19 protein-coding genes are annotated in these 26,524 nt (G+C 32.0%); 11 read left to right on the top strand and 8 right to left on the bottom strand.

Translation table 11 applies throughout. The features are described from left to right. The first annotated feature begins 54 nt into the window (after positions 1 to 54). From IW20_RS10040 to IW20_RS10025, 4 genes are all read left to right on the top strand, one after another. Positions 55 to 675 carry a hypothetical protein gene (locus IW20_RS10040; protein WP_123869539.1) on the top strand — a complete coding sequence of 207 codons (621 nt, stop codon included), beginning with the start codon at positions 55 to 57 and terminating at the stop codon, positions 673 to 675. 181 nt (positions 676 to 856) lie between these two features. Then, on the top strand, positions 857 to 1,636 hold the full coding sequence (locus tag IW20_RS10035; protein ID WP_012025614.1) for a hypothetical protein: 780 nt from the start codon (positions 857 to 859) through the stop codon (positions 1,634 to 1,636). A gap of 28 nt (positions 1,637 to 1,664) precedes the next feature. Further along, entirely contained in the window at positions 1,665 to 2,099 is a 435-nt protein-coding gene (locus IW20_RS10030; protein ID WP_012025615.1) for a hypothetical protein, read from the top strand. A gap of 25 nt (positions 2,100 to 2,124) precedes the next feature. After that, positions 2,125 to 2,721: a hypothetical protein gene (locus IW20_RS10025; RefSeq protein ID WP_012025616.1), complete on the top strand. Its 597-nt coding sequence runs from the start codon at positions 2,125 to 2,127 to the stop codon at positions 2,719 to 2,721. Positions 2,722 to 2,757: 36 nt separating this feature from the next. Here IW20_RS10025 and IW20_RS10020 read toward each other — a convergent pair whose 3' ends face one another. The 6 genes from IW20_RS10020 to IW20_RS09995 all read right to left on the bottom strand — a co-directional run bounded on the left by IW20_RS10020 (position 2,758) and on the right by IW20_RS09995 (position 14,648). Next, the gene (locus IW20_RS10020) at positions 2,758 to 3,297 is read right to left on the bottom strand and encodes a hypothetical protein (protein WP_012025617.1); all 540 of its coding nucleotides are present in this window, start codon (positions 3,295 to 3,297) and stop codon (positions 2,758 to 2,760) included. A gap of 38 nt (positions 3,298 to 3,335) precedes the next feature. Continuing rightward, on the bottom strand, positions 3,336 to 3,659 hold the full coding sequence (locus IW20_RS10015) for a DUF6572 domain-containing protein (protein ID WP_035621474.1): 324 nt from the start codon (positions 3,657 to 3,659) through the stop codon (positions 3,336 to 3,338). A gap of 114 nt (positions 3,660 to 3,773) precedes the next feature. Beyond that, positions 3,774 to 4,409, bottom strand: a complete 636-nt coding sequence (locus IW20_RS10010) for a hypothetical protein (RefSeq protein ID WP_012025619.1) — start codon at positions 4,407 to 4,409, stop codon at positions 3,774 to 3,776. Positions 4,410 to 4,415: 6 nt separating this feature from the next. Further along, entirely contained in the window at positions 4,416 to 9,773 is a 5,358-nt protein-coding gene (locus tag IW20_RS25320) for a DUF6443 domain-containing protein (RefSeq protein ID WP_081912466.1), read from the bottom strand. Between the two features lie 10 nt (positions 9,774 to 9,783). Then, positions 9,784 to 12,918: an RHS repeat domain-containing protein gene (locus tag IW20_RS10000; protein ID WP_123869537.1), complete on the bottom strand. Its 3,135-nt coding sequence runs from the start codon at positions 12,916 to 12,918 to the stop codon at positions 9,784 to 9,786. A 74-nt stretch (positions 12,919 to 12,992) separates the two neighbouring features. After that, positions 12,993 to 14,648, bottom strand: a complete 1,656-nt coding sequence (locus tag IW20_RS09995; protein ID WP_035621469.1) for a T9SS type A sorting domain-containing protein — start codon at positions 14,646 to 14,648, stop codon at positions 12,993 to 12,995. Positions 14,649 to 15,077: 429 nt separating this feature from the next. Between IW20_RS09995 and IW20_RS09990 the strand changes: the two genes are divergently transcribed. The 6 genes from IW20_RS09990 (at position 15,078) to IW20_RS09970 (ending at position 22,230) form a co-directional block, all read left to right on the top strand. Then, a complete protein-coding gene (locus IW20_RS09990; protein WP_035621467.1) occupies positions 15,078 to 16,796 on the top strand; it encodes a helix-turn-helix domain-containing protein in 1,719 nt (572 codons plus the stop codon). A gap of 136 nt (positions 16,797 to 16,932) precedes the next feature. Next, positions 16,933 to 17,100: a hypothetical protein gene (locus IW20_RS26230; protein ID WP_165571424.1), complete on the top strand. Its 168-nt coding sequence runs from the start codon at positions 16,933 to 16,935 to the stop codon at positions 17,098 to 17,100. Positions 17,101 to 17,143: 43 nt separating this feature from the next. Further along, positions 17,144 to 18,850 carry a S8 family peptidase gene (locus IW20_RS09985; protein ID WP_035621464.1) on the top strand — a complete coding sequence of 569 codons (1,707 nt, stop codon included), beginning with the start codon at positions 17,144 to 17,146 and terminating at the stop codon, positions 18,848 to 18,850. Beyond that, positions 18,850 to 21,051 carry a lantibiotic dehydratase family protein gene (locus IW20_RS09980; RefSeq protein WP_035621462.1) on the top strand — a complete coding sequence of 734 codons (2,202 nt, stop codon included), beginning with the start codon at positions 18,850 to 18,852 and terminating at the stop codon, positions 21,049 to 21,051. Before IW20_RS09985 ends, IW20_RS09980 begins: the two co-directional genes overlap by 1 nt. Positions 21,052 to 21,053: 2 nt before the next feature. Further along, entirely contained in the window at positions 21,054 to 21,926 is an 873-nt protein-coding gene (locus IW20_RS09975; protein WP_035621460.1) for a thiopeptide-type bacteriocin biosynthesis protein, read from the top strand. A 145-nt stretch (positions 21,927 to 22,071) separates the two neighbouring features. After that, the gene (locus IW20_RS09970; protein ID WP_035621459.1) at positions 22,072 to 22,230 is read left to right on the top strand and encodes a histone H1; all 159 of its coding nucleotides are present in this window, start codon (positions 22,072 to 22,074) and stop codon (positions 22,228 to 22,230) included. A gap of 95 nt (positions 22,231 to 22,325) precedes the next feature. On the opposite strand, the gene IW20_RS09965 is transcribed toward IW20_RS09970, so the two are convergent. Next, the gene (locus tag IW20_RS09965; protein ID WP_051885685.1) at positions 22,326 to 22,571 is read right to left on the bottom strand and encodes a hypothetical protein; all 246 of its coding nucleotides are present in this window, start codon (positions 22,569 to 22,571) and stop codon (positions 22,326 to 22,328) included. 117 nt (positions 22,572 to 22,688) lie between these two features. Next, positions 22,689 to 22,940: a helix-turn-helix domain-containing protein gene (locus tag IW20_RS09960; RefSeq protein WP_035621457.1), complete on the bottom strand. Its 252-nt coding sequence runs from the start codon at positions 22,938 to 22,940 to the stop codon at positions 22,689 to 22,691. Positions 22,941 to 23,579: 639 nt separating this feature from the next. Here IW20_RS09960 and IW20_RS09955 point away from each other — a divergent pair. Then, positions 23,580 to 26,516, top strand: a complete 2,937-nt coding sequence (locus IW20_RS09955; protein WP_316930647.1) for a SusC/RagA family TonB-linked outer membrane protein — start codon at positions 23,580 to 23,582, stop codon at positions 26,514 to 26,516. The last annotated feature ends 8 nt before the right edge of the window (positions 26,517 to 26,524 follow it).

Below are 26,524 nucleotides of genomic sequence, written 5' to 3'. Positions count from 1 at the left end.
AAAAATGAGCATAGCCATGTGGCGACTGAACATTTAAATACTAAAATTGAAAAAATGGATTTAATAGAAGCACTCAGCATAATTAATAAATTTAAAAACTTAGATATACGGGAAACCTTCAAAACATTAGAAAAACTCGATACAGTAGTTTCGGATTATGATTTTGAAAATATTTTCTCCGCTTCCAAAATAATTAAAGAAGCTTCCGCCCAGATTGATGAAATTGTTCATGCAACAGGCATAATGATAGCACAGAAAAAATGGCTTGAAGAAAATGAAAAATTACAATACTTATCGCTTGGTGCTGGAAATCATAAAGAAAAATTTGATTTAGAAACTAATTTAAGGATTGCTGAATTTAAATTTGGCAGATGGAACGATAAAAGCTCTAACGGATTAAGGAGACGAGGTTATTTTAGTAATTACATAGGTCTTCTAACCTCAGAAGACCCAAGAAGAAAATACTTTGTAGTAGAAGACAAGGAGAGTTTTTTAAAGTTCATAAAAGGAAAAGCTGATTGGAGAAATGTACTGAGTAAAAATCCCACTGGTCTGAAAAAGCTAGAATTTTTTTTAATTGAAAAAGGAAAAGAAAATTTAACTAGTGTTGGGCAAATTTATAGTGCTTTTGAAGAATCTGTAATTATAATTAGCTATAAGGAAATAATGCCGTAAAATCTCTCGTTTTGGTCAAATCGTAAAATAGATATATGACTCTCTTCTTCCTGTTTCTTGAAATTATCCGCTCAATTAAATCTGTAAGAATTTTAGATAATTTCATATAAAACCTTAAATTTGAAATGACAAACAGACAACATCTACAAAATAGTCTGTTAAAAATAAAGTCACGATTATTATGGATGAAATAAAATACTGCTATAAATGTGGAGCACCAGCTACTTCAAGAGAACATGTTCCTCCAATAAGTTTATTTCCTGAAGCAAAAGATATTCTTGGTTTAAATTTTAGAAATAATTTAATAACTGTTCCTTCATGTGATGAACATAACTCAAATAAGTCACATGATGACGAATTTCTAATGGTTACAATTGCCAGCATCGTTGGAAATAATCCTATTGGATATTTACAGACACAGACCAAAATTGACAGGGCACTCCGCAGAAAAAGTAAAGATTTTTTAGACAAGGAAATTATACGAAATGCGAAAAACTACACATTAAAGACAAAGAATGGAAAAAAGTTTCCTGTACTCCATGGCAATCCTAATTATGAGAGATTATTAAAATGTTTTGAACATATTGCATATGGTCTTTATTATAATGAGTTTGGATATACTTTTGAAGGCGAAATAAAAATGCTAATGGGATTTATAAAATATAATGACCAGACAACAGCAACCATGACTGCAATGGTAAAAGAAAAACTTAAAACTGATGAAATTCCCCATGAATTAAAAGGTGAAAATCCGAAAATATTCAATTATCAATTCTTTGAGCCAGATCAATTTGGTTTAATTGCAATGGTGATGAATTTTTACGAAGGGACTGAAGTGTTTGTTTCCTATAAACCTAAAGATGCTAAAGAGCCTTTCGACTTAGCCCTGTCTCTAATCCACTCAGGCATTAATACTCAGGTTAAAATTGGAGATAAAACTTTTAAGTTTAATCAAAAATAAAATTAAGTTTTTCAAAATTAGTAAGCGAATGGATACATCAAATATTGTTGCTTTAATTCTAGGAAGTATAGGATTTATTATTTCAATTACGGGTTTTATTATAACACCAATTCTCAATCTTAAGTCAAAGAAACTTGAAAAAAGATTAGAATATCGATTTATTTTATTTCAAAAAATAGTAGAGCTATGGGAATTCACAAACAAGCTCTCTGCTGAAAATGATATTAAGGGTTTAATGTCAGAAGTGAACAAACTAATTCAACTTTATGGTTATGCTAATGAAATTACATTATTCAATGAAGTTGTTGTTAGTTATAATAATTGCGCTCAAAGTCAAACTGAAACTAGCCGACAACAGCTCAAAGATAAGTTCAGTCTCTTTTTCTTAACTTTATTTAATACTTACCGTAAAGAAATTGTTTTAGATCAACTGCCGAGAACTGAAAGTAGCAATCATCATTAATTAAAGAAATTAAAAATAATAGATTATGAAGAAAATTTTAATCATGTTAACTCTTTTACTGCCTATTTACAATTCTTTTTCGCAAACAAAAGATGATACTTCAAAACATTTGGTATTTAAAGGTGTTCCGCTTGATGGCACGCTTGAAGAATATGTATTAAAAATGAAACAAAATGGATTCGACCATCTAAGCACGAAAGATGGAGTGGCAACATTGCAGGGAGATTTTGCAGGTTATAAAGACTGCTATGTAGGCGTTTCTACATTAAACCAGAAAGATTTAGTCCACAAAATAGCCGTTCTTTTTCCTGAAAAAGATACTTGGTCAACTCTTTACGATAATTATATTAATCTAAAAGAGATGCTGACAGAAAAATATGGGAAACCTTCTGCTGTGGTTGAGAAGTTTGACAACCGCTCTTCTGAGCCCAAAGATGATGGAACAAAAATGTTTGATGTTAAGTTTGACCGTTGTAAATATTATTCGATTTGGGAAACAGACAAGGGAAAAATACAATTATCAATTGATCATAAAAGTGTAACAAGCTGTTTCGTTAAATTAGCATATTTTGACAAAATCAATAGTTCAACAGTAAAAAAAACTGCACTAGACGATTTGTAATTATCTTTTAATATTATCTTAAATCGTTTAGTTTATCTAATTTATAATTTCAGGCAGATAAGGATTAATTTCATTCCCATAACTATCAATTCTACAAAGAACACCTTGTTTATATTTTGTTCCAGAGAGATCTTTATATTCAATACTGAAAATTATCAAATGATTATCGCTAAATTTTTCAATCAAAAAGTGAATTAGATAAATTCCATCCGTCTTTTTAAGATGATTTTGCTTCTGTGGTGCCCAAGCTACTCTTTTAATATCGTCTCTTTCTGGATGATCAACTGAAATTTCTAATGCCGTATTATAAGAATCATTAGTAACTTCAATCGTATAAACTCTACTTTTTTCTCTTTCTTGAGGAGTAATAATGTTTTCAGAAATATTATACTTAAGAACAGGTTTTATACTTTCCCTGAATCTCACACTCTCAATTTCAAAAAGTTTATTTTGAGTTATCTGAACTTCTTTTTGTGATTTTAGTGTTTTGTACAGATAATAAGCTGTTAACGTAGTAACTGCTACCATAAACCAATCAGAAACTGTTCCCCATATCTCAGGATCAAATTGCAACATATTTATATTTTCTTTAAAATTTTGTCTGACATTATCATTTATTGATTAAGCTGATAGAAATTAAAACCATAACCAATTCCTTTAACAGTTTCTCCAGCTTTTTCTAAAAAATCTTCAGCTGTTTTGTTCGGCTGATATTTAAAAACAATTTGTATCATAATTTTTTTATCAGCTTTATCAGGATAGCTTTCATCCAATTGACCGTTTTCAATGAAATCCAGATAAATATTTATCTTCTCTTGTAAAAGTAATAAATGTTCATTCTTATCATCCCACTTTAAATGATCAGATATCGTCAGAACTAATATTCCCTGTTTATCTACGCTAATAAGATCTATTAGATTTTTATCTTCAATAGACATATTTTTATTTTTTTTAATTTTGTTACTGTAATCAAAAAAGATAAGGGTGCAAAAATACACCCTTAACTTTGTCTACATTTTTAGTTTGCACATCCCTTATTTACATGTGAAAATTTATTGAAGGACTATAGAATCTAGAACCTTGATGATATTTAGATATTCTTCCAAATAAAATCCGTCATAATCCTCTGTGTAATATTTCAAATATTTTGCTTTAAAAAATTCATAATCAGGATTATTAACAAGCTTAGCTAGTATTATTCCGAGGTTACCTTCGTATTTTATCCCAGAAAAAATACTGTTTCCTTCTTTTACATTTATTGCTTTCTCAATTTCATTTATACTTTTATATTTTTCAAAAAATGGTATTGCGACTTCTTTAAAAAGCTCAAATATACCGTTGAAACAAGTCTCTACATCTTGAGATTTTATTAAATCAAAACGATATTCATTTCCATCATTAATGTAATTTTCAACCGTGATTCCAATTGTAGGTGTAGTTTTATGATATTTAGGTTCAAAATACGAGCCTTTATGATAAATGTTTTCAATATTGTCAATTCTAATAAGCATTCCCAAATTTATTTCCCAATCATCATCTCTCTCTAAAAAAATAAGTTGAAACTTAAACCATCCGTCTTTATTTTTATGGATAAACTCATCGGCACTTTTCTTCAGTTTGTAATTGTATTGCGATAATACAACCTCTAATTTGGAAAGTAATTTTTCTTTTATTTCGTAATTTCTCATTTCTCTTTACTTAGGTCTTATAATATCTACTTTTGTCGGCGGTATCTTTGTACCAGCAGGATAACCATGTGCCGCTCCTTTATTTCCGACGACTGTACCTCCATGTTTTTCAAGTGCTGGATATCCAACTTTTTGATTTTTTGTATTACCAGCCGTTTTTGATGACTTTGCATCAGTAAGTCTAATTTTACCATCTTTTTTACTCATGTTATCCACTCGAACATTTGGTGTAGTGCCACCTTTTCCATCATTAGGACTAACAGTAATCTGCTCACTTACATTATCGTGCCCTTCTTCTTTTAATTGTTTTGTTACTTCTTTCTCCCATTTCTTGCCTTTTTCTGCATTTTCTTTTATCGTTGATTTTCCTTTAGTAGCATTTGAGAGCTTGTTAAGAGCTGAAGCACCTCTAGCTATTGGAATTGTCGACAATATCATAGCACCTTTTGCTTCTTTTGCTTCTGACATTTTTCTTGAATCACCAGCATGGTCTTTCGTGGGTGCCATAGCAGGTTCGGAAGCAAAGAGTAACATGGCAAGTGGAATAAATGGACAAATAGGGCATCTCCCATCTGGGTCAGCAAAACTTACTGGATTATCATAACCGTAGCCATAAGGATTTAGATTATCTGGATTATAAATCCCTCCTCCAGTATCAATTTTTGTAATTATTGCTTCTAAAACTTCATCGTCATCGTCTTCATCAACTTGACTGTCATCAAAAGTAAACTTCAAATCATTTAAAAGTGGGTCAGGATTTATCCATCTTCCAATTGCAGGGTCGTAATTTCTCCAACCATAATCATAAAGTCCCAGTCCCAGCTCGTCTTGGAACTCCTTGCCGTTGTACTTATATTTGTAAGTGCTTGGTTCATTAAGATTATACCCTTGATGCTTTAAACCAAATGGATAGTAATTACTTTCTTCAATAATTTCAGGAACGTTTTGAGCATTCTTTTTATAACTCACGCGGATATTTCCTAAATTGTCGGTATAATTAAATACGTAATTATAATTATCTGTTGCATTTATCGAAGTATTGTTTACATACCCTTCGGCTGTTGGAAAATACTGCAATACATAGTTTTTATACTGGAACCCTCCAAAATATTTGGTTTTGGTTAAAATTCCATTATCTGAAACGTTTTTATCTAGTTTTTGACCGACTGCGTTGTAAATATACTCAATCACATTTGTCTCTCCAAATGTTATTTTTGTAGGCAGATTAAGATGGTTATAACGTATTTCAGTGATGTTCTTGTTTTCGTCTTTAATCAAATTACCATTAGTATCATAGGCATAATCATCAGAATAATCATTAGAACCATTACTATCATCCTTAAATCCTTTTGGAGAATTAGATGAGTCACTCACTTTCATTAGTTGGTTTGAATTATCTTGATAGAAATAACCCAGATTATCCATATCCCCAACATAAGGATTACTTGATATACCTGCAATATTCATGCGTTGCAAGTGCATGATATTTCCATTTTTATCATAATCCAGATTCTCTCCAAAATAATTCTTGTTGTCGGTAAGATTCGGAGTTTGATAAGTAGCATCTTTCAAGCGATTCAGTTGGTCATATTGATATCCATATCCTCGCACAACACCAACCCCATCAGTACCTGTAGTCCAAGTAGTTTCTGCTATGTTACCATTATAAAGTTTTTTAGCAGCAGCTGAATTCCAATCTACTTTATTGTAGTTGATCCTAAAGGCAAATAAATCCTTTGGATCTGTGTCTTGCTGCAAATTGGTCGTTTTGTTTATTTCTGTGAGCCAGCCTTTAATATTATAGCCGTAATTTATTTTTTGCAAGGGGTTTCCCATATTATTTCCTACGCTTTTCGCAATAAGTTGCCCTAATTCATTGTAGGTATTAGCAGCCAATAATTCAATTGCTCCACCATTTATTTGATGTGTGTGGGTAAGGAGATGATCTTGGGCTGAATAAGTGAATTCTTCCTTTATTGTAAGCTCGACAGCTTTTGATGTAAGCTTGTGTTTGGTTATCGTATACGATGGTTTTCCTGTAAAATCTAGTTTACTATCGATATTTGTATACCCTGTATTTTGAGTATAACTGTTGCGTATGGTTCTTGCTTTGTTATCATAAAATGTACTGTTAGTTTCTCCTGAAATTACAGAGGGCAATGTAAGTGCTCTTATCCAACTACCTGTTGCCAAACCCTTGGCATTTGACAAAACAGATTCTCCTTCTATAGTTGTAGGAACTGTTCCCACATTAGGATAATTATAATTATCATAATAGTTAACAGTTAATAGTTTAAAAATCTTTGGCTCAATATTGTTACTATAATTGACAGCAACTCCATCAATCGTACCAGAAGTTTGTTTGGTTTCAAATATTTTTGTTGCCTTATTTTGTGCATCCTGCATGGCTTTTCTGCTCAAACTATTTGAGGTTGAATTTAACCAACCAGTATAAATTGGTCTTCCAAAAACATCATATTTCGTAATTAACCAACCTACCGCTGTATCGTCTTTAAAAGGAGAATTTGCAGGCCCTGTAGCCACAGGGCGGTCTAGTTTATCATATACAATAAACTCCCATTGCTTTCCTGGTAGTTTCTTCTCGATTAAACGATTACGATCATCATATTTGTATTGGTAACACAATCCATTTAAAACTTCATCATTTATAGCTCCATCTGCCTTTGGCGGAATAATATACGTCAGGTTTCCATAAATGTCATATACATAATATGAATCGTGTTTGATGCCCGATCCGTAAATTCTTTTTAAAACAACTTGACCTTGTTTGTCTTTAAACTCAATAGTGCTTCCTTCAGCTTCGGTTGGATTTGCCGAGGTGTTCTCATCATAAGTAATTGTTTTGAATAATTCATTAGCAGCATAAGTACCATTTTCTGACAGAGCAATATCATAAAGCCCTGATCCTGCATTCCAGTTAGTAGTTGCCTTATATAACTTCACCTCTGCACTAGCATTAGCTTGGTAATCCATTTTGATTTCGTGACCTCCACCCATAGCCCAATCAGTTCCCGGGGCAGCTTGTTTTAAAACTCTGTTAAGTGCAGATGATTCTAGTTTCTTTTCAGAAAAAGGATTTGCTGTATTTTCATATTTTTCAGTACTATAAAAATTGATTGTATTTATAGCAGCATTAGTGTCATAATCCATATTGGTTGATGTCGAGGCGTAAGGCAAATATTCTTTTGTTTGTCGCCCAAAATCATCGTACCCGATATGGGTTATAATATCTTTCCCTAAATTGGATTGTTGATTAGCAATTTGTTGTATTGGTCTTCCCAATCCATCAAAATAAGTGATGTTTACTTGAGCTTCAATTGAGGATGGGTTTGCCAAAATAACAGCAACTGATTTTTTGTAGGTAGTGGCTATAATATAATTAAGATCCGATGAAGGTTTTTTTATACTGGAACAATCAGCCGCTGAACCTTCTATTAATGGACAGTTATCCAAATTATTATCTACATAATTTCCTATTGGTTTTATACATTGTTGTACAAAATTCATGGGGTCTCCTAAACCATCAAGTTCATTATCTTCATACCATTTTGTGTTTGGGTTTATTAGTATGGCTCTATCATTACAATCCAAATTATTGGTTACCCAATTTGTTGGTCGAATACTACGATATACGCTTACATTTGGATTTCCATAGTTGTCTGTATCAAAATCTTCATAGAATGTTTGTGGAGCAACATTAGTAATATACTCTGTTTTGTCATCATAATCCCAATTATTGATAACATATCCTATGGGCTGAATACTGCAGTACACACTCACATTTGGATTCCCAAAAGTATCTTTATCAAAATCTTCATAAAATGTTTGTGGTGGAATATTTGTGATACATTCCACACCATCATCATAATCACTATAATTTCTTACGTATCCTATTGGTTGTGTACACCCAATAGCAGTGGATGCCATAGAACCAAATCCATCTTTATCGTGATCCTGATACCAGACAGTCGTTGGATTTAAAGTGATGTCGGAATCATCACAGTCTAAATTATTGGCAACATATCTATCTGGTTTTGTACATCCTTTCTCTTTGATTGCATTATTGCCATAAGTATCCCCATCGCCATCAAAATACCAAGATGTCTCTGGATTTATAATTTCTCCATCGACGAAACAATCTGAAGGAATCTGACCAGGTCCAGGTGTAATAGTATAATGATCAGTATACCCTGGAGGTTGGCTACAACTGGTTATCACAGGATAATAAACATTAGTGTCATTTTTGAACCAAATCGTATCGGGATTCAAAGTAGCATCTCTATCATTGCAATCCCCACTTTTAATAACATATCCTAGTGGTTTTATACATGCCTTAATTGTAGGGGCATTTGTAGCTCCAAATCCATCTTGATCATAATCAATATACCAAATCGTATCGGGATTTATTAATATATTATTATCATCACAATCTGTGTTATTTGCAACATAACCTATAGGGGGAGAAGCGGTTCCTGTTGAGGTTTCATAAGGTGATCCAAAGTTATCTCCATCAAAATCTCTATACCACATTGGAGGACCATGAGTTGTAAGGTCATAAACAAAGTTTAAAAAGCCACCTGATGGAACTTGAAGTATAGCTTCTGTAGCATAAATTTTTAGTTGATTATTCTCTATTTTGGCTCTATAAATAGTGTTGAGAGAATTACTTTGAAGAATCCCCAGATCAGTATCTGAAATTTCTACGGACGATGTCATTCCTCCTCCATGATTGTATGTGAATATAGAAAAATCTAAAATAGTACCCCTTATATTTGAATCAAAGGCTCCAGAATCAATCTGATAATCAAAAGATAATTTGTTTTGATTTATAATTACTGTTCCTGATCCATCTGTCATCCCAAAGAAAGGAAATATACTATCTGGGGCGTAAGAAGCTATCGTAACTGGTGTTGGAGTATTTAAACTCGTTACAGCATAAGGAGAATAAATAATTAGGTCATTATTTTCGATTCGTGCAAAGTATCCTGTTTGAGAGCCTCCTGTAGCTGACAAAATAGGTCCTAGCTCAGTATTGGGTAAAATGGGATAAACTTCAAGATGTTTAATTATTCCAATTTTCATATACTGTGGCGCCCATGTTTTATTGAAATTGACAGTTAGTATATTATTATTTATTGTTATGGAACCACTAAGCTCATTACCAACTGATGGTTCAGCAAAATCCATATAAATTAAATCTGAAAGAGTTAATTCCTGATAATAATTGGGATAACGATCCGTTAAATTTAATTGATATGTTGATTTTTCTAAATAGTCTTCAGCATTAGGTTGTGAAAAAATCAATAATGGAAACAAAATTATTAGGTACATATATATTTTCATTACTCTTAAATTAGTTTTTATAATGGTATTGATTATCTAACAAAATATTGCCTTGACTATCTTTTACAATTTTCAATCGGTTGAATTCATCATATTCATAATAGGTAGTTAAACCTTTAGCATCAGTGATGGTGCTTATTCCTACCAATGGTTTGTATGTATAGGTAGTAATCATAGCACCAGGAAGATTAGTTCTAAATGTGTTTTCATCAGTCGCATATGCTGTACTTGCCTGATCATATGTTGCGTTTTCGACTTTGGCTATCGGCAGAGTTTTCTTATATCCCCAGATAATGGCCACCGGTATACCACTCTCTAACGTATATTGAAGAATATTCCCTTTATCATCATATTTATCGTATGAAATTTTTTTATTTAAAGGATTGGAAGCAGGGAGTGAATTTGGAAATTTAGCGGCATAAATAAACTTTGGTAACAGTAAGTTAGCTGTTGTAGCATCCTGTGCATATTCGGTTTTTTGCTCCGACAATTTTACCGCATTTGAAGCTGTTCCTGCAAATAATTGATTTTTAATGATTGCCCCAGTCATGTATTTTTCTACAAGTTCAGATTTAAATGGTTCATTTATCATTTCAGGGTCTAAAGGATAGAAAAATTTCGTTTCATAAATGTTATCTGTAGAGGAATAAGTCTTTTCGCTTTTTAAATGATGATGATTAGTTGCATTACTATAAGTGTAATCTGTCGTTGTTGTTATTATTTGGGAATCATTTTTCAAGCCGTAGAGAATGTTCTCTTTTTTCTTTAAATAAATCTGGTGGCTAAAAATACTATACGCGGACATTTTTGTCAATGATTTAATATGCTCAAAAACAGGTCCACCACCAACATTAACATTGCCTTTAAGAGAACCAATAACAGTTTCTGAAAAATCAATAGATCTTATATTGTCGCTAAATCTATTAATATCATTATTGTAAGTGTAATTTGTTTCTTCAACAATCATTTTTTGGGAATTATATTTTTTTTCAGAAAGTAAATTTCCTCTCTCAGCAGCTAAAGAATTAAAAGATATCTTTTTACTTATTATGTTATTAGTATCGTCAGAGGGAAAACCAAAAACATTTCCCAAAGCATTACTATATTCATACAAATATTGATTTGCTAATTTATCCATATACCCATTATCATGATTAGAATAAATGTATTCCGTAAAACTTCCATCTTGTGATTTCTCAACAACGTTTGTATAAGTAACATGGCTTCCATTTGTATCATTCAATTGACTAAATGTATTACTGCTTAATTTAAAAAAGTGCATATCAGGCACCGATGCTTCTTCAATATATACAGGCCTTCCGGATAAAATACCACTTGAAATCATATTATTATTTTTATAGTCTTTAGTATAAAAATATTCTTTAGCCAATGGAGTTCCATTATTTAAAGGATCCGATACAATTTTTCGTATTCTTAATCCACCTGCAATCTCATTATTACTTGTTGCATTCACTATATTAAAGGCAGTACCAGTTTTATCAATAACTTTAGAAAAATCGTGGGCTTCATAATAAAATTGAGTAAATCCACCTGTAGGATATACTATTTTTGTCAATGTACCAGCCTGTAAAGCAGCAGGATTAGGATTTCTCGATGGATAATAATAATTCCTAATTTGATCATGAGTATAATGCAGTGAATTTTCAGGCAGTGCTACTGTCTGGAAAAAATTGGTATTATTAAAAAAACCCCAGTGATCTGTTTTTTGCGAATTATATGGAGGTAAAGTCAAGGAGCTATATTCAAAACTATGTTTTTTAATAATTGGACTATCTAGCTGTCCTGATTCTTCAACACCTATTAAAAACAATCTACTTGTAGGGTTTTCTAAATATTTAAAAGATGCCTTATATATCTGTTTAGCATCTATTATGTTTTTAACCACAATATCATTGAGCTTATACCAATGCTTCGAATCTAAATAGTCAGCATCTAATGATTTAACATATTCAATTGTATATGGATCCCATGGAGAATTAGATAAATCATAGTCTAAATCGTTTGATAAAGAATTAGTAAACATAATTTCCATATCTGTAGTAGTAATCTTATCCAGATAAACCACATACATTCTCTCTAAAATTTTATTAGTTATACTTCCTGATGAGTTACCCTCTGTCAATTCTACTCTTCCATCTGCATAATGTGTCCAGTATTTCATAATATCAGAAGACACGTATTGCTTAAAAACAGCCTTATTGTTCACATCTCCTCCAGATTCAGCTGCGAAAACATTTGTCTTGTATTGAAAAGAAATTACTTTGCTATTAGGTAACTTTATTTTAGTCAGATACCACGTTTTTACAATAAAATTAGGGTTCTTACCATCCGTTGTATTATTTTGAGAAGCGGTAAATTCTAAGGAGTTAGGATCCTTACCAAAAACATATTGGATACCATCGTCAGTTGTTAGGGTGAAACCATAAAAAATTCTGCCAATAATAAACATTCTGTTATTGGCCATATGGTTACCTACTTCAAATAATTTAAAGCTGCTTTTTAATTCTTCATTAATTTTAATATCAATATTTTTATTTGCTTTGACAACCCAAACACCCTCATGATTTTTAAAAAAACTACCTGAAAGACCATTCACATTAAATATAAATTCATCTGGCGCAGGATATGGCGCCAATTTTGTAGGAGCAATTGCCCCCATCCAATTGTCATATTCATTTAATTTAGCAGTTGAATCCCAATTTGTAATATTAAGTTCACTGTAATGATCATAGTATGAAAAAACCGTTGGATCTGTAGTACCTGAAACCACAACTTCGTCAACCCCTCCTTTAACAATTCTTGTTATGGCTCCACCAGCATTTAAACACCAACCCAATCCAACCCAACCTGGGCGTTCTTCAGGTTTGATGCTTGCTAAATTGTATGAAATTGATACAGGCATTTCAAAATTATCAACTTTAATGTTATACAAATTAACATTGATGTTCGGTAATCCATTAAATAAATTTACAGGAATTTGTCCATAAGCTCCCAAGGAAGCAGCATTAGGACTAGCTGAAAAAATTGTTGGCAGTAAACGATCACCATTAACAATTGCTTGCCCTCTGAGGTTATTACTTGCTAGAATCAGTAAAATAAGTGTCGCTATCTTTATGTTTTTCATACATTCTATTCTTTTTTCAGTTATTTTTTTCATTAACTTTAAAAAATTGATACTGCTATAAATAGTTTTCATATCTAATTCTTTCCTCTTCTTATTACTTTTACGCCATCACTCTGTACATTGGTTTTTATGTTTACCACATAAATACCTTCCGGATAACGGCTTAAATCTACAGGAACGGTTCGCTCTGTGATACTAAATTGTTGTAGGATGCGTCCTGCCATATCTACAACCGCAGCAGTACCCGCTTCATACTCATATCCTATAATAATATTGGTAAATGTTACAACTGGATTAGGAATGGCTTCTACACTAGTTTTAACTTTTTCGAGTTTGGTTTTGTCTTTTAGCTTGACTACCCAAAAATCATTGCCACCAATACTTCCGTTTTTATCCTTAGATGCGCTAGAGTTTGATGTTCCTGCCATAAGATACCCGCCATCACGGGTTTCTATAAGTTTACGAAGGATATCCTCACCTGCACTTCCTACTGTTTTCTTCCAAAGTTCTTCACCTTTATCATCTATTTTTAAAGCGATATAATCATTAATACCTTCTTTGTCCTTATCTATCAAACTAGTTGCTTTGCCCACAAGACCTTCTTTAGGTCCTTTTTTTTCACTTTGAGCATAACCACCAATCAGGTACGTCTTGTCTTTATTTTCTACCAATGAAGTTAGGATATCTACTTTGCCAAAATCAAAGGTTTTACTCCAGATTACATCTCCTTTTTCATCTAATCTCAGTACCCAATAATCGGTTCCATTCCCTACTGTACCGCCTAAAGTCGTTAGTGGTTGGGTACTATTAGAGTTACCTCCTACTATATAACCACCATCTGCTGTCTGGTGAATTACATACAATTGGTCATCGCCATTGCTGCCATATACATTTTGCCATTCAATACCACCTACGTCGTTAATTTTTATAATCCAATAATCTCCTATCCCTTTATTAGGCAAGGTTTTGTCTCCTGATTGTGGTGAGTTAGAATATCCTCCTAAAATATATCCTCCGTCTTGGGTTTGTTCCATGCTTCTTAATAAATCAGCATACTGACCTCCATATGTTTTTTGCCACTCTACAACTCCTGCTTTATCTAATTTAACAATCCAATAATCCATGTTTCCACGGCTTTTTTCCGATTTAGCATATATATCAGGTTTAGTATCTAGAGGTAAAGTTTTTGAAGTTATCAATGCTGGACTTGAGCTAGATGAACCTCCAAGCATATAACCGCCATCTTTGGTCTGGAAGGCGCATAAAAGTTCATTCTGTCCGCTACCACCAATAGTTCGCTGCCACAGTTCTTCACCTTTAGCATCAAGTTTTATTACCCAAAAATCAGTAATGCCTTTACAAGAATCTTTCTTTTGGAAATCATTTGGAGAACTTGAAGTTCCTGCAAGTATAAAACCACCGTCTCGTGTATTTTTTATGCTTTGCAGTAAATCAAAACCGCTTCCTCCAATACTTTTTTGCCAATCGAGATCACCTTTTTCATCCATTTTCCAAATCCAATAATCCAAATCACCATGATTATTATCGGTTTTGTTTCCTGTTTTATCTGATAAAGAACTGCCTGCCAGTATAAAACCATAATCAGCTGTGGGTTGCGCATCAAAAAGATAATCGGCATGTTTGCCTCCATATGATTTTTCCCAAAGAATGTCCTGAGATTGCACAAGAAGAGGATAAAAAAATAAAAGTAGTAAGTAGTTTTTTTTCATATTAAAACTGGATTAAGATAAATACAACTAAGTGCATTGTAATAACATTAAATAGATATAATTTGCACAATGATATTTGGGAATACACAGTAACATCTGTTATAATCTAAAAGCTAAAAAAATAAAATTCCCCATATTTACTTTATAATAAATAAACTTTGGAATGCCTATTTTATGGAAATTAATCTCCTAAATATCTAACTACAAAAATTGACTTAATTTCTCGAAGTCAAAACTATATGAAACAACATATTGAAAGCAAATTGTCATTATCGAGATTCGGGAATTCCGACAATGTTTTTTAAGCTTTCAATTTCAAAACAAATAAAACTAGTTGATTTACAATTACTTAAATAAAAGACATTAAATTATATATTTATCAGAATAATTACACAAGTTTGCTGTATTTTTGAAAGAAAATCGATTATAATGAGCTGCTTTATTAAATATAAAAAGTTTTTATTGCTTTTATTACCTATAATCTCATTGGGGCAAATTCAAAAAAAATACTTTACTAAACTTTCCTACGATGAGTTGCATAATCTTTATTTTGATAATGTAAAAGACCAAACGAAACAAATAGAATATGCTCATGCCTATTTAACTAGAGCTAACAAGGAAAGTAATTCCATTCGTAAAGCCAGAGCCAATTATCTATTTGCGCTTTTATATTATAAAACAAATCCAAATAAGGCTATTATGTATTTGGATAGTGTTATTAAATATTCCCAAAATACCGGGGATAGATCCTTTCCAACAGCTGCCTACTGCGAAAAAGCAGATTTTCTTAAAAAACAGTATAAGTTTAAAGAAGCTATGGCTAATTATAATGAGGCTGAAAAAATAGCACTTAAAACTAATACGGATTATTATTATGTAGTGAGAGAATATATTGGTATAACAAAATCTGAAGACTTGGGTGACTATAATGAAGCATTAGACATTTTTAAAGAATGCTATCATTACTATAAAAGTAAAGATGTAAGAAGCTCTAGATATGCGGGAAATTATCAAAGTATTATTTTTGGATTGGCAGATTGCTATAAATCTCTTCAGAAAGTAGACTCAACTACATACTATAATAAACTAGGGTACACAGAATCTAATATTACAAAAAATGAAGAATATAAATATCTGTTTACTTTAAATGAAGGAGCAAATCAAGTATTTCAGAAAAATTATCAAATAGCATTAGACAGTATAAAGAAAGCCATACCAAAGATGATTGAATATAAAAATATTGGCAATGTATTAGCCGGGTATTTTTATTTAGGGAAAGCCTATGATGGATTAGGAAGAAAAACAGAAGCAGCAGAAAACTTTATTAGAGTGGATTCTATTTATAAAAAAACGAAAGAAATAAGCACTGAATTTATAGATGGATATCCGTATTTAATTTCATATTATAAAAATTTAGGGGATAAAGAGAATCAATTAAAATACATAACGGCTTATATGTTAATAGATAGTGCTCTACACAAAAACTATAAGGAATTGAATAAGTTAGTTAATAAAGAATACGATACTCCGCACTTAATTTCTGAAAAAGAAAATCTTATAGCTTCACTTAATGATGAAAAAGCTAATATTTCTTGGGTATTAGGAGCTTTATTTTTAACTACCATCGGTATAGGAGGTTTTGGAATGTATCAATACCAGCTTAAAAAAAGATACCGTTCCAGATTTGAAAAAATAATTGACAAATCCTTACAAGTTAAAGCGCAACAAATTGAAATTAACGAAATAAAAACAGATAGAAAGAAAATCGAGGATATTGGTATTGGAGAAGAATTGATAAATCAGATTTTGGAAAAACTTGATTGTTTTGAAAAAGACAAAGGATATCTGGCATCTAATATTACCGTACAAATGCTTTCAACCACATTTGAAACCAATAGTAAATACGTATCAAGAATAGTGAATGTGTACAAAGGAAAAACATTTATTCAATATATAAATGATTTAAGAATTGAATATGGAATAGCACAGTTAAAAGAAAATTATAAACTAAGAAAATATACTATTCAAGCACTCTCATTAGAGTTTGGTTTTAATAATGCAGAATCATTTTCAACTGCTTTTTATAAAAAAACAGGTATAAAACCAACCTATTTTATTAAGGAATTGGACGAACTAAAAAACACGTAAATTAGTTATCATAAATATGTTATGCCATTTTAATGACTCGAAATTCCCGAATTCCGAGAAGCATAACCAGTAATTTGCTAATTCTATAAAAAGGAGACTATATATTTGTATCTATTAAAGTAAAAAATTTGCAACGATGAAAACAACAAAAGAAAAAAAAGCAGTTAACAAATTTGATTTAGAAAAATTTGAAGTAGCAAAATTAAAAAATTTGCACGTGATTGAAGGAGGAAACGCTCCTTCTGAAGGGGATACAATTGATGGAACAAATAACAAAGGAGGAGGCTCATCCAAAGATTGTTAAGTAAATCTAAAAAAATAATATTAAAATAGTATCCCAAAAGTACATGAAACCATTTTATAAAGTAATCTTATTTTTTTTATTCTTGATAGGCTGTAAGTCTTCGCAAGTATCAACTAATTCACATGTAAATTTAATTTCAAAAATTGAGCTTACACCATTAGAATTACAAACATGGTATCAAAAAGACTATATAGAGGATACCATTCCTGGTATTTCAGTTGATAAATGGTATACTTTAAACAAAAAAAAGCCTAAAAATAAGAGTATCATTGTTGCTGTCATTGATACACAAATTGATTTAAAGCATGAGGATTTACGAGGACAAATTTGGGTAAATGAGAAAGAAATACCAAACAATGGAATTGATGATGATCATAATGGATATATTGATGATGTAAATGGTTGGAGCTTTATAGGAACTAAAAGTGGAGGCTATGTGGTGTGGAGTAATTATGAATATGTACGTGTTATAAGAGACTGGGGGCCATTATTTAAAAATAAAGCGGAATCACAAATTGATTCTAAAGACATATATAAATTTAAAGAATACCAAAGAGCTTTAAAAAAGTTGGAAGAAAAAGATCCATATTATAACAGATGGCTTAAATCTTTGAATTATAAAGCAGCACTTTATGCAATAACTAAAGATACTTTAAAACACTTTTTTCCAAAAGAAGATTATACATACAAACAATTGGATAGTATGTATGAAAAATATAAGGTAAATGATAAGAGTTTTAAGCAAAGACGTGATGATAACGATAGAGATTTAGGAGCGCTAATTTATTGTATGATGTCCAGCTTAGAGATGAATCAAAATACTTTAGAAGATATTCAGGAAAAACAAGCTCAGTTGGATTCTGTTATAAGTAAAAATTTAAATATAAATTATAATGAAAGACTGCTTATTGGTGACAATCCTAATATTTTAGAAAAAGGCTATGGTAATAATAATGTAAGTAATAATAAAGTTGGCCATAGACCATTTCAGGACCATTGTACTAAAATGGCCGGAGTTATTGGAGCTAATAGAGAAAATGCTATTGGGGTAAACGGAATTTTACAAAATGTCAAAATTATGCCTTTGAATATATCTCCGTCAGGAGATGAACATGATAAGGATGTCGCTATGGCAATACGCTATGCTGTTGATAACGGAGCAAAAATAATAAATATGTCCTTTGGCAAAGAATTTTCTTTACACAAAGAATGGGTTGCAGATGCTTTTAAATATGCTGAAGAACATAATGTTCTTTTAATACATTGCGCTGGAAATGATGGTTTTGATATCGATGAAAATCCGTACTATCCAAATGATAATGATTTTGAGAATTTTAAAGAAGTAAGTTTCAATTTTATCAATGTAGGATCAGTTACCCATAAATTGAATAGTAATTTTGTGTCAGATTTTTCTAATTACGGTAAGCAAAATGTTGACTTGTTTGCACCTGGAGATGAAATATATTCCACAGCTTCAAAGAATAGCTATATATCAGACTCAGGAACTTCAATGTCGGTTCCAATGGTTTCAGGAACAGCAGCTTTAATCTGGTTATATTACCCTAATCTTACGGCTGCAGAGGTCAAAAATATCATTCTTGACTCAGGGACTGCGTATAGTCTAGAAGTTATAGTTCCGGGTACAAAAGATAAAAAAGTTCCGTTCTCAGAATTGTCTAAATCAGGAAAAGTATTAAATGTATATAACGCAATGCAACTCGCCGAAAAAGTGAGTAAACAGAAACGATAATGAGCGATTATAAAGTTCAGTATTTTACGCAGTATGTTTTGCGAACGCCTTTGTTTCCCATATCTTTTTATTTAAATCTAATAGAAAATTATTCCCAAGAAGCATTATTAAAAGAATTAGAGAATCCATTAGTAAGAGAAGCGATTCGTATAGCATCGCCGGAGCTGGTATCTACTTTAAACAAATGGGTAAAAGAACCTTCTAATCTTTCAAGTAAGAAAGAAATTGATTTAGAGATTGCCGTATTAAAATATCTTGCCAGAATGTCTACTCGTTGTACTCCCTTTGGATTGTTTGCAGGCTGCACTATAGGAGAAATCAATTCTGAAACAAATATTACACTTAAATCTCCTGCTAGTTTTATTCGTTTCACACAATTTGACATGCAATTTTGGTTAGAAATGATGCAGGAATTAGAGAAACGAAAAGAAGTTGTACATCATCTGAAATACTATCCTAATACTTCAATTTATGCCCTTGGCGATTTTTATAGATATGTAGAATATAAATATGTAAAAACAAAAAGAGAACACAGTATTTCAGCATTAAAAAAATCAGCTCTTTTAGAGACTTTACTTCTTCATGCAAAATCAGGAATAACTATTGATGAAATGATTTTATTTCTTATAGATGATCCAACTGAAAAAGAAGACGCGCTCATTTTTATTTATCAGTTAATCGATTTTCAGTTTCTTGTAAGTGAAATCGATGGGACAATCACTGGGAGAGAAGAATGGTATAAAATAGCCACTATTTTTAATAAAATTCCTGATCTAAAATATGATTACAAACAATTGCAAATCATTAAAAAAATGCTTTTAAAATTGGATGTGAATCTTGTTCCTTCAGAAGATAGTTATACAGCAATAAAATCTTTAATTCAAAAGATGGATTTGTATTACGAAGAAAAATATCTTTTTCAAACTGACTTAAATACAACTACCTATACAAATATATTAAGCCCACAAATTCCGAAGAAAGTATTACAAGCTATCCGTTTTTTAAACGGAATTCAAAATGGAAAAAAGTCCATCAATCAGTTAGCATTTATAAAAGCGTTTAACCTAAGATATGAATCACAAGAAATGCTATTATCAACAGTTCTAGATACAGAAACGGGTATTGGTTATCTTCAGAATTCTGATATGAATGATGTTCATGAAATATTAGAACGGTTTTCTTTTGAAAAGACAATATATAAGAAAGAAAGTCAATCATGGAGTGATTTTGATTATATATTAGAAAGAAAAATACAAGAATGTATTTTGAGAAAAGGGAAAAAGATTTCACTTTCGGAAAAAGATTTCCCAGATTTTGATTCTAATTGGGAAAATACGCCAGCGACCTTTTCGGTAATGATTGAACTTTTTAAAGATGAAGGAATTAGTATAGAATCTTCAGGAAATATTAGTGCGGCAAAATTATTAGGGCGTTTTTGTAATGGGAATAGAGGTATTCATAATTTGACAAAAGAAATTATTAAAAAAGAAACTATATACCACTCAGATAAAATTCTGGCAGAAATTGTTCATATTCCAGAGTCAAGAACAGGTAATATATTACGAAGACCTGTTTTAAGAGAATATGAAATTGCATACCTTTCTACTGCGGGTGTACCTGAAACTCAAACAATCGATTTAAATGATTTGATGATTTCAATAAAAGGGAATAAAATTATTTTGAGGTCAAAAAAACATAATAAAGAAGTTATTCCTTGTTTATCTAATGCACATAATTATTCTGATAAATCTTTACCTATTTATCATTTTTTATGTGATTTGCAAGCCCAAAATTTAAAACCTGTTTATAGTTTTAATTGGGGAGTTTTGGATTTACATTATGATTTTTTTCCGAGAATGCTATATAAAGATGTTATTCTTTCGAAAGCAAAATGGGTAGTAAATAAAAATGAAATTAGTCAGTTTTTAAAAACAGATGACACTAAATTATTTGAAACTTTCAGTATCTGGAGGAATAAGCGGAATATACCTAAACTTGTAAATTGGGTTAATTCAGACAATACACTTTTACTTGATTTAGAAAAAGAAATTTGCATCAAAATGTTTTTAAAATCGGTTCAAAATTATAATAGAATTATACTTGAAGAGTTTTTATTCTCCAACGATTCCATTGTAAAAGACGCCAATGGAGAGGATTTTACCAACCAATTTATATTGTCATTTTATAAAGAACAAACATAAAAGTGAAAAGAGATTTTTGTTTAGGAAGTGAATGGTTATATTATAAAATATATACTGGAGTAAAAACAGCTGATACTGTTTTGGTTGAAAAACTATATCCAATTATTTCTTTATTAAAGGAGAGAAAACTAATTAGTAAATGGTTTTTTATACGATATAAAGATTCTGATGAACACTTAAGAATCCGTTTCTTGATTGATTCACCCAATAAGTTATCGGAAACAATAATGTTGCTTTACCCTGTTTTAAATAAAATGTTAGAGCAGAATATTATTTGGAAAATTCAAACAGATACTTATAAAAGAGAGATAGAAAGGTATGGCCAGAGTACTATGCTCGATTCTGAGTTTCTTTTTTGGCAAGACAGCGAGATGATTTTACAATACCTAAGTATAAAGCCCTCTTTCAGAAATGTAGATGCCCAGCTACTTTTTAGTTTTTGTGCGATTAATAATTTTCTGGATTCATTCTTATTAACCAATACAGATAAATTAAAATTAATGAATGATTTACAATTGTCCTTTAAAGATGAATTTAATGCTAATAAGATTCTTAAAAAAGAAATGGACAAACAATATCGTGAATTATCCCATGAAATATGCCAATTCTTGTCTGGTAATGCTATAAATGATTATCCTGAAGTATTTAAATTAATACAAGAAAAGCAAAATCAAACAAAGGAAGCTGTTTTACAAATCAAAGAAAATTTGCAAATTCCATTATCAATTTTTTTGATGAGTCACATTCATATGATAGTAAACAGACAATATACGTCAAAACAAAGGATGTATGAATTAATAATTTACGATCACTTACATCGATATTACAAAACAATAGAATATAGACATTCTTCTTTACCTAAATTAAAAGGTTAATTTAATTGAATGTTTTTCATTAATGCTAAGGAGTATACAATAGGTGTTTGTATTATGAGAAGAATACAATAGTATCGAAGCGAAATCAATTAAAGCAAGCTTAGTTATTTGTAGAATTAAGTAATGTAATAGTATCGGAAAGATTATGGTTTGTTATGGAGTAAGAAAGATTAAAACAGAATCTAAGTCACTAATCGAAAAAGGTGTAAAAGCAGCTGGACCAAGAGCACGTAAATCAACCTTAGAAATTGAAAAACTATTAAAAGAGTTTAGAAAAATTTCTGTGGAAGAATCTAAGAAATAAATTCATTAAAAAAACAAACCTTGCTTAAGTAAATTAAACAAGGTTTGTTATTCTTCAATCATAAACAACTACAATTTATTTATAATCTTATTTTTCTAGAAAAAAATAACTGCAATTAAGAATACCATACCTACTAATAACATAATCATAGATAACAGCATGATTATTTTCTCAATAAAAGTAATCACGGTTGCACGTTCATAACTTTTAAAGTGTTGCAAGCCACCCTCTCCTCTCCTATTAAACCTACGTTTATTTACAATATAACGAATTAGTAAGCCTGAGATTAAAAGTAAAATTCCTATAGTAATTACAATTATATCTGATTTATCTATTCTCATATTCTTTTTTATAAAATTAAAACGCTAGCCTAGTTTTATATAAAATTTTATTCAGAACTTCAAAACACTCTCCTAATATTTGAATTTCAGGATAAAAAAGATGACCAAGCACTTTATCTAATCTAAATTTTCATTTTTCAAATCAATATCAAAATCTAATAATCTTTTGGGCTGCACATTAAGTCCTTTTGCAACTTTTAAGAAAGTCCTAAACGTAATATTTGTTTTTCCTAGTTCAATTTTATTAAAGTCACTATCATCAATACCTGTGTGAAATTCCATATCCCCTAAAGTTAAGTTCCTTGCTTCTCTTTCTATTTTTACCCTTTTACCAAATTCCCTTAGAAAATCATTAAATATATCATCCATAGTGTTATTTCTTTTGACAAGTGAATTTGCCAATATTTAACATAAAACTTATGGGGATATATCCCCATAATCATTTTATTTGTTATATTTGTATAATCATTACGATTTGTAATGTATTTTTGCGATACTTCATATAAAAATATTTGAAGCATTCGCTTTGAATCTTGCTTAGAAAAAACTGGACACTTTTTTAGCGCGTAAGATGATAAGTGCAAATGCCTACGCTTATAAAAGGGCGTGGGCTCGCTTATTCGCGCGCAGGTAGTCCAGTAAATCCTTCTATGCAATAAGTTGAGTCCCACGTTTCTTTTTTATAAGAAACTTTATACTCAATTCTTTTCAGGGCGCACTTTCATAATTTCGATGTTTCGCAACTAGTTATTATTGTTTAACCAATAATCTTGCGTGCCTATGATTCAACAAAACTGGTAGTCGATACCATAACCTACTCAACTTAACGCATAAAAAATGGCCCTCTACTTCGTCACCAAACTAGTATAGAGGACCATAGCAAACAAAACAAATGTTTTACTTAACTAACCCAATATTATGAATAATTATTCATTTTACAAGGGTAGTAAGGCCTTTTATTGCCTGATTTTTTTCGGGTGTTTCTTGTCTTTTACCCCTGTTCAAGCAATGAGCTCACTGCGACAACTGCAATCTAGCTCTCAACAAAATTTGGTACATGGTACCATAACAGATGGCACCAACCCCTTACCTGGTGTCACCATTGCCTTGAAAGGTAAATCCAATTCTGGTACTATTTCCGATTACAATGGACAGTATAATATTGCTGCAGCTGTTTCAGATACTTTAATAGTTTCTTTTGTAGGTTTCAAAACCGCCCTAGTCCCCATAAAAGGACGGCAAACCATAAACATAAGCTTAGAGTACGATACCATGGCACTGCAAGAAGTCCGAGTCAACGCAGGGTACTATACAGTAAAGGAAAGCGAGCGTACGGGCAGTATTTCCAGAATCACTGCCAAGGACATCGAAACTCAACCCATGACTAATGTTCTTGCCACTTTGCAAGGACGAATGGCAGGGGTAAATGTAACTCAAACCACAGGAGTCCCCGGAGGAGGATTCGAAATTAAGATACGAGGGCAAAATAGCATACGCCCCGAGGCAAATAATCCATTGTACATTATAAATGGTGTTCCCTATTCCTCAGATCCTATTGGCTACACAGGAACCTCAACAATCTTCCCTACTAATAACAGTAGTCCACTCAACAGTATCAATCCGGATGTTATAGAGAGTATAGAAATACTCAAAGATGCCGATGCGACAGCCATTTATGGTTCACGAGGCGCAAACGGAGTGGTACTTATTACAACAAAAAAAGGAAAAGAAGGAAAAACCAAATTTACTATTACTGCATCCTCAGGAGCTGCAACGGTCACCAAATTCATGAAACTTATGAATACCCAAGAGTATCTAAGCATGCGTTATCAGGCATTTACCAACGATGGGATCACTACTTACCCAGAGAATGCGTATGATGTCAATGGAACATGGAATCAAAATCACTATACCAACTGGCAAAAAGAACTCATCGGTGGTACAGCAGTAATTACAGATTTGCAAGGAACCATCACAGGAGGTTCACAGTACACCAGATTTCTTCTCAGTGGAAATTACCACACCGAATCAACAGTATTCCAAGGAAACTTTTTATACAAAAAAGGTGGTTCTCAATTTAGTTTGAATCATCAATCTGAAAATGGAAAGTTTCATTTAGTATTTACAGCAGGATATACTGCTCAAAACAACAAACAACCATCTTCTGATTTTACCAACACTGCTCTCTTGCTAGCTCCAAATGCACCTGCTTTATACGATACCGCAGGAAACCTCAATTGGGAAAATGGAACATGGGATAATCCTTTGGCAACCATACCTGCCGAGTATCTATCCAAAACCAAAGACCTTTTAGCCAATACTATTTTATCTTACGAAATCATTCCTGACCTGATTCTCAAAAGCAGTTTTGGTTATACTGACTTGCAGCATGCCGAAAGTCGTATTGATCCTTCAACCATTTACAATCCTTCTTATGATTATACCAGCGCCAATTCCAGTTTATATCTCAACAATACCAAACGTAGTTCTTGGATTATAGAACCGCAACTTAATTGGGAAAAGAAATTTAGTGTAGGTAAATTGGGGATTCTCTTAGGAGGAACTTTTCAGCAAACTACAACTTCTAGATTGTTTCAGTCTGGAACCGGATTTAGTTCTAATAGTTTAATTTATGACCTTGCATCTGCAACTACCAAACGTGTAGTCCTTAGTGACGAAACCATATACAAATACCAAGCATTCTTTGCAAGGATCAACTACAATTGGCATGATCGTTATATCATAAATTTGACTGCGCGGCGAGATGGATCAAGCCGTTTTGGCCACAAAAACCAATTTGCAAACTTTGGCGCTGTCGGTCTGGCTTGGTTATTCTCGAATGAAACCTTCCTAAAGAATAGTTCTTGGCTAAGTTTTGGAAAACTTCGAAGTAGTTATGGAACCACAGGAAGTGATCAAATCGGGGACTATCAATTCTTAAATACCTATAACTCTCCAAGTACCAATTATCAAAATATCATTGGATTACAACCCACTCGTTTATATAATCCTGACTTTGGATGGGAAACTAATAAAAAATTAGAAGCCGCTTTAGAACTGGGATTTTTCGCTGATCGTATCTTTCTCACTACAGCATGGTATCGGAACCGTTCCTCTAACCAACTCGTTGGAATCCCACTACCCGGAACCACTGGTTTTACCCAAATCCAAGCAAACTTAGATGCAACAGTTCAAAATGCAGGATTTGAATTCACATTACGCACTGTTAATTTTTCTAAGGGACGTTTCAATTGGACTACCAGTCTTAATTTGAGTTTTTCCCGTAACGAACTTCTAGCTTTCCCAAATTTAAGCAGCTCAACATATAAAAATAAATATCGCATCGGAGAACCCCTTGATATTTTATTGGCATACAAGTACGTTGGACTTGATCCAACAACAGGAATATATCAGTTTGCTGATCAGAATAACGATGGTATTATATCCTTTCCTGATGACAGTCAAACTACAATAAACCTCACTCCTGATTATTATGGAGGACTACAAAATCAACTGAGCTATAAACATTGGAAACTTGATTTTCTTTTCCAATTTGTAAAACAAAGACGTCAAAGTTACTCTGGTATTCCACCTGGTTTGATGTTCAACCAACCTCAAAGAATGTTGGATAGCTGGCAACAGACAGGAGATAGGAGTTCTTCTCAAATTTATACCGCAGGAAACAATACCGATGCAATGACGGCACAATCCCGGTATAGTAGCAGTGACGCGGCCATAGTGGATGCCTCTTACGTTCGGCTAAAAACAATTGCTTTGAGTTATGACGTCCCTTTGATCACCAAAGAAATCCAATGTATCCTTACACTACAAGGGCAGAACCTTTTGACAATTACTCCTTATTCCGATGGTGATCCTGAATTTCCAAGCAGTGGATATTTGCCACCGCTAAAAACTATCACTGCCGGAATTCAATTAACTTTTTAATAAATACA

The organism is Flavobacterium hydatis, from assembly GCF_000737695.1.
GTDB classification, from domain to species: domain Bacteria; phylum Bacteroidota; class Bacteroidia; order Flavobacteriales; family Flavobacteriaceae; genus Flavobacterium; species Flavobacterium hydatis.
This window is presented reverse-complemented; position numbering and strand designations above follow the sequence as displayed.

Coding starts and splice junctions, on each gene's coding strand:
- IW20_RS10040 (WP_123869539.1), top strand. CDS start 55: ATGGATTTAATAGAAGCACTCAGCATAATTAATAAATTTAAAAACTTA.
- IW20_RS10035 (WP_012025614.1), top strand. CDS start 857: ATGGATGAAATAAAATACTGCTATAAATGTGGAGCACCAGCTACTTCA.
- IW20_RS10030 (WP_012025615.1), top strand. CDS start 1,665: ATGGATACATCAAATATTGTTGCTTTAATTCTAGGAAGTATAGGATTT.
- IW20_RS10025 (WP_012025616.1), top strand. CDS start 2,125: ATGAAGAAAATTTTAATCATGTTAACTCTTTTACTGCCTATTTACAAT.
- IW20_RS10020 (WP_012025617.1), bottom strand. CDS start 3,297: ATGTTGCAATTTGATCCTGAGATATGGGGAACAGTTTCTGATTGGTTT.
- IW20_RS10015 (WP_035621474.1), bottom strand. CDS start 3,659: ATGTCTATTGAAGATAAAAATCTAATAGATCTTATTAGCGTAGATAAA.
- IW20_RS10010 (WP_012025619.1), bottom strand. CDS start 4,409: ATGAGAAATTACGAAATAAAAGAAAAATTACTTTCCAAATTAGAGGTT.
- IW20_RS25320 (WP_081912466.1), bottom strand. CDS start 9,773: ATGAAAATATATATGTACCTAATAATTTTGTTTCCATTATTGATTTTT.
- IW20_RS10000 (WP_123869537.1), bottom strand. CDS start 12,918: ATGAAAAACATAAAGATAGCGACACTTATTTTACTGATTCTAGCAAGT.
- IW20_RS09995 (WP_035621469.1), bottom strand. CDS start 14,648: ATGAAAAAAAACTACTTACTACTTTTATTTTTTTATCCTCTTCTTGTG.
- IW20_RS09990 (WP_035621467.1), top strand. CDS start 15,078: ATGAGCTGCTTTATTAAATATAAAAAGTTTTTATTGCTTTTATTACCT.
- IW20_RS26230 (WP_165571424.1), top strand. CDS start 16,933: ATGAAAACAACAAAAGAAAAAAAAGCAGTTAACAAATTTGATTTAGAA.
- IW20_RS09985 (WP_035621464.1), top strand. CDS start 17,144: ATGAAACCATTTTATAAAGTAATCTTATTTTTTTTATTCTTGATAGGC.
- IW20_RS09980 (WP_035621462.1), top strand. CDS start 18,850: ATGAGCGATTATAAAGTTCAGTATTTTACGCAGTATGTTTTGCGAACG.
- IW20_RS09970 (WP_035621459.1), top strand. CDS start 22,072: ATGGTTTGTTATGGAGTAAGAAAGATTAAAACAGAATCTAAGTCACTA.
- IW20_RS09965 (WP_051885685.1), bottom strand. CDS start 22,571: ATGAGAATAGATAAATCAGATATAATTGTAATTACTATAGGAATTTTA.
- IW20_RS09960 (WP_035621457.1), bottom strand. CDS start 22,940: ATGGATGATATATTTAATGATTTTCTAAGGGAATTTGGTAAAAGGGTA.
- IW20_RS09955 (WP_316930647.1), top strand. CDS start 23,580: ATGAGCTCACTGCGACAACTGCAATCTAGCTCTCAACAAAATTTGGTA.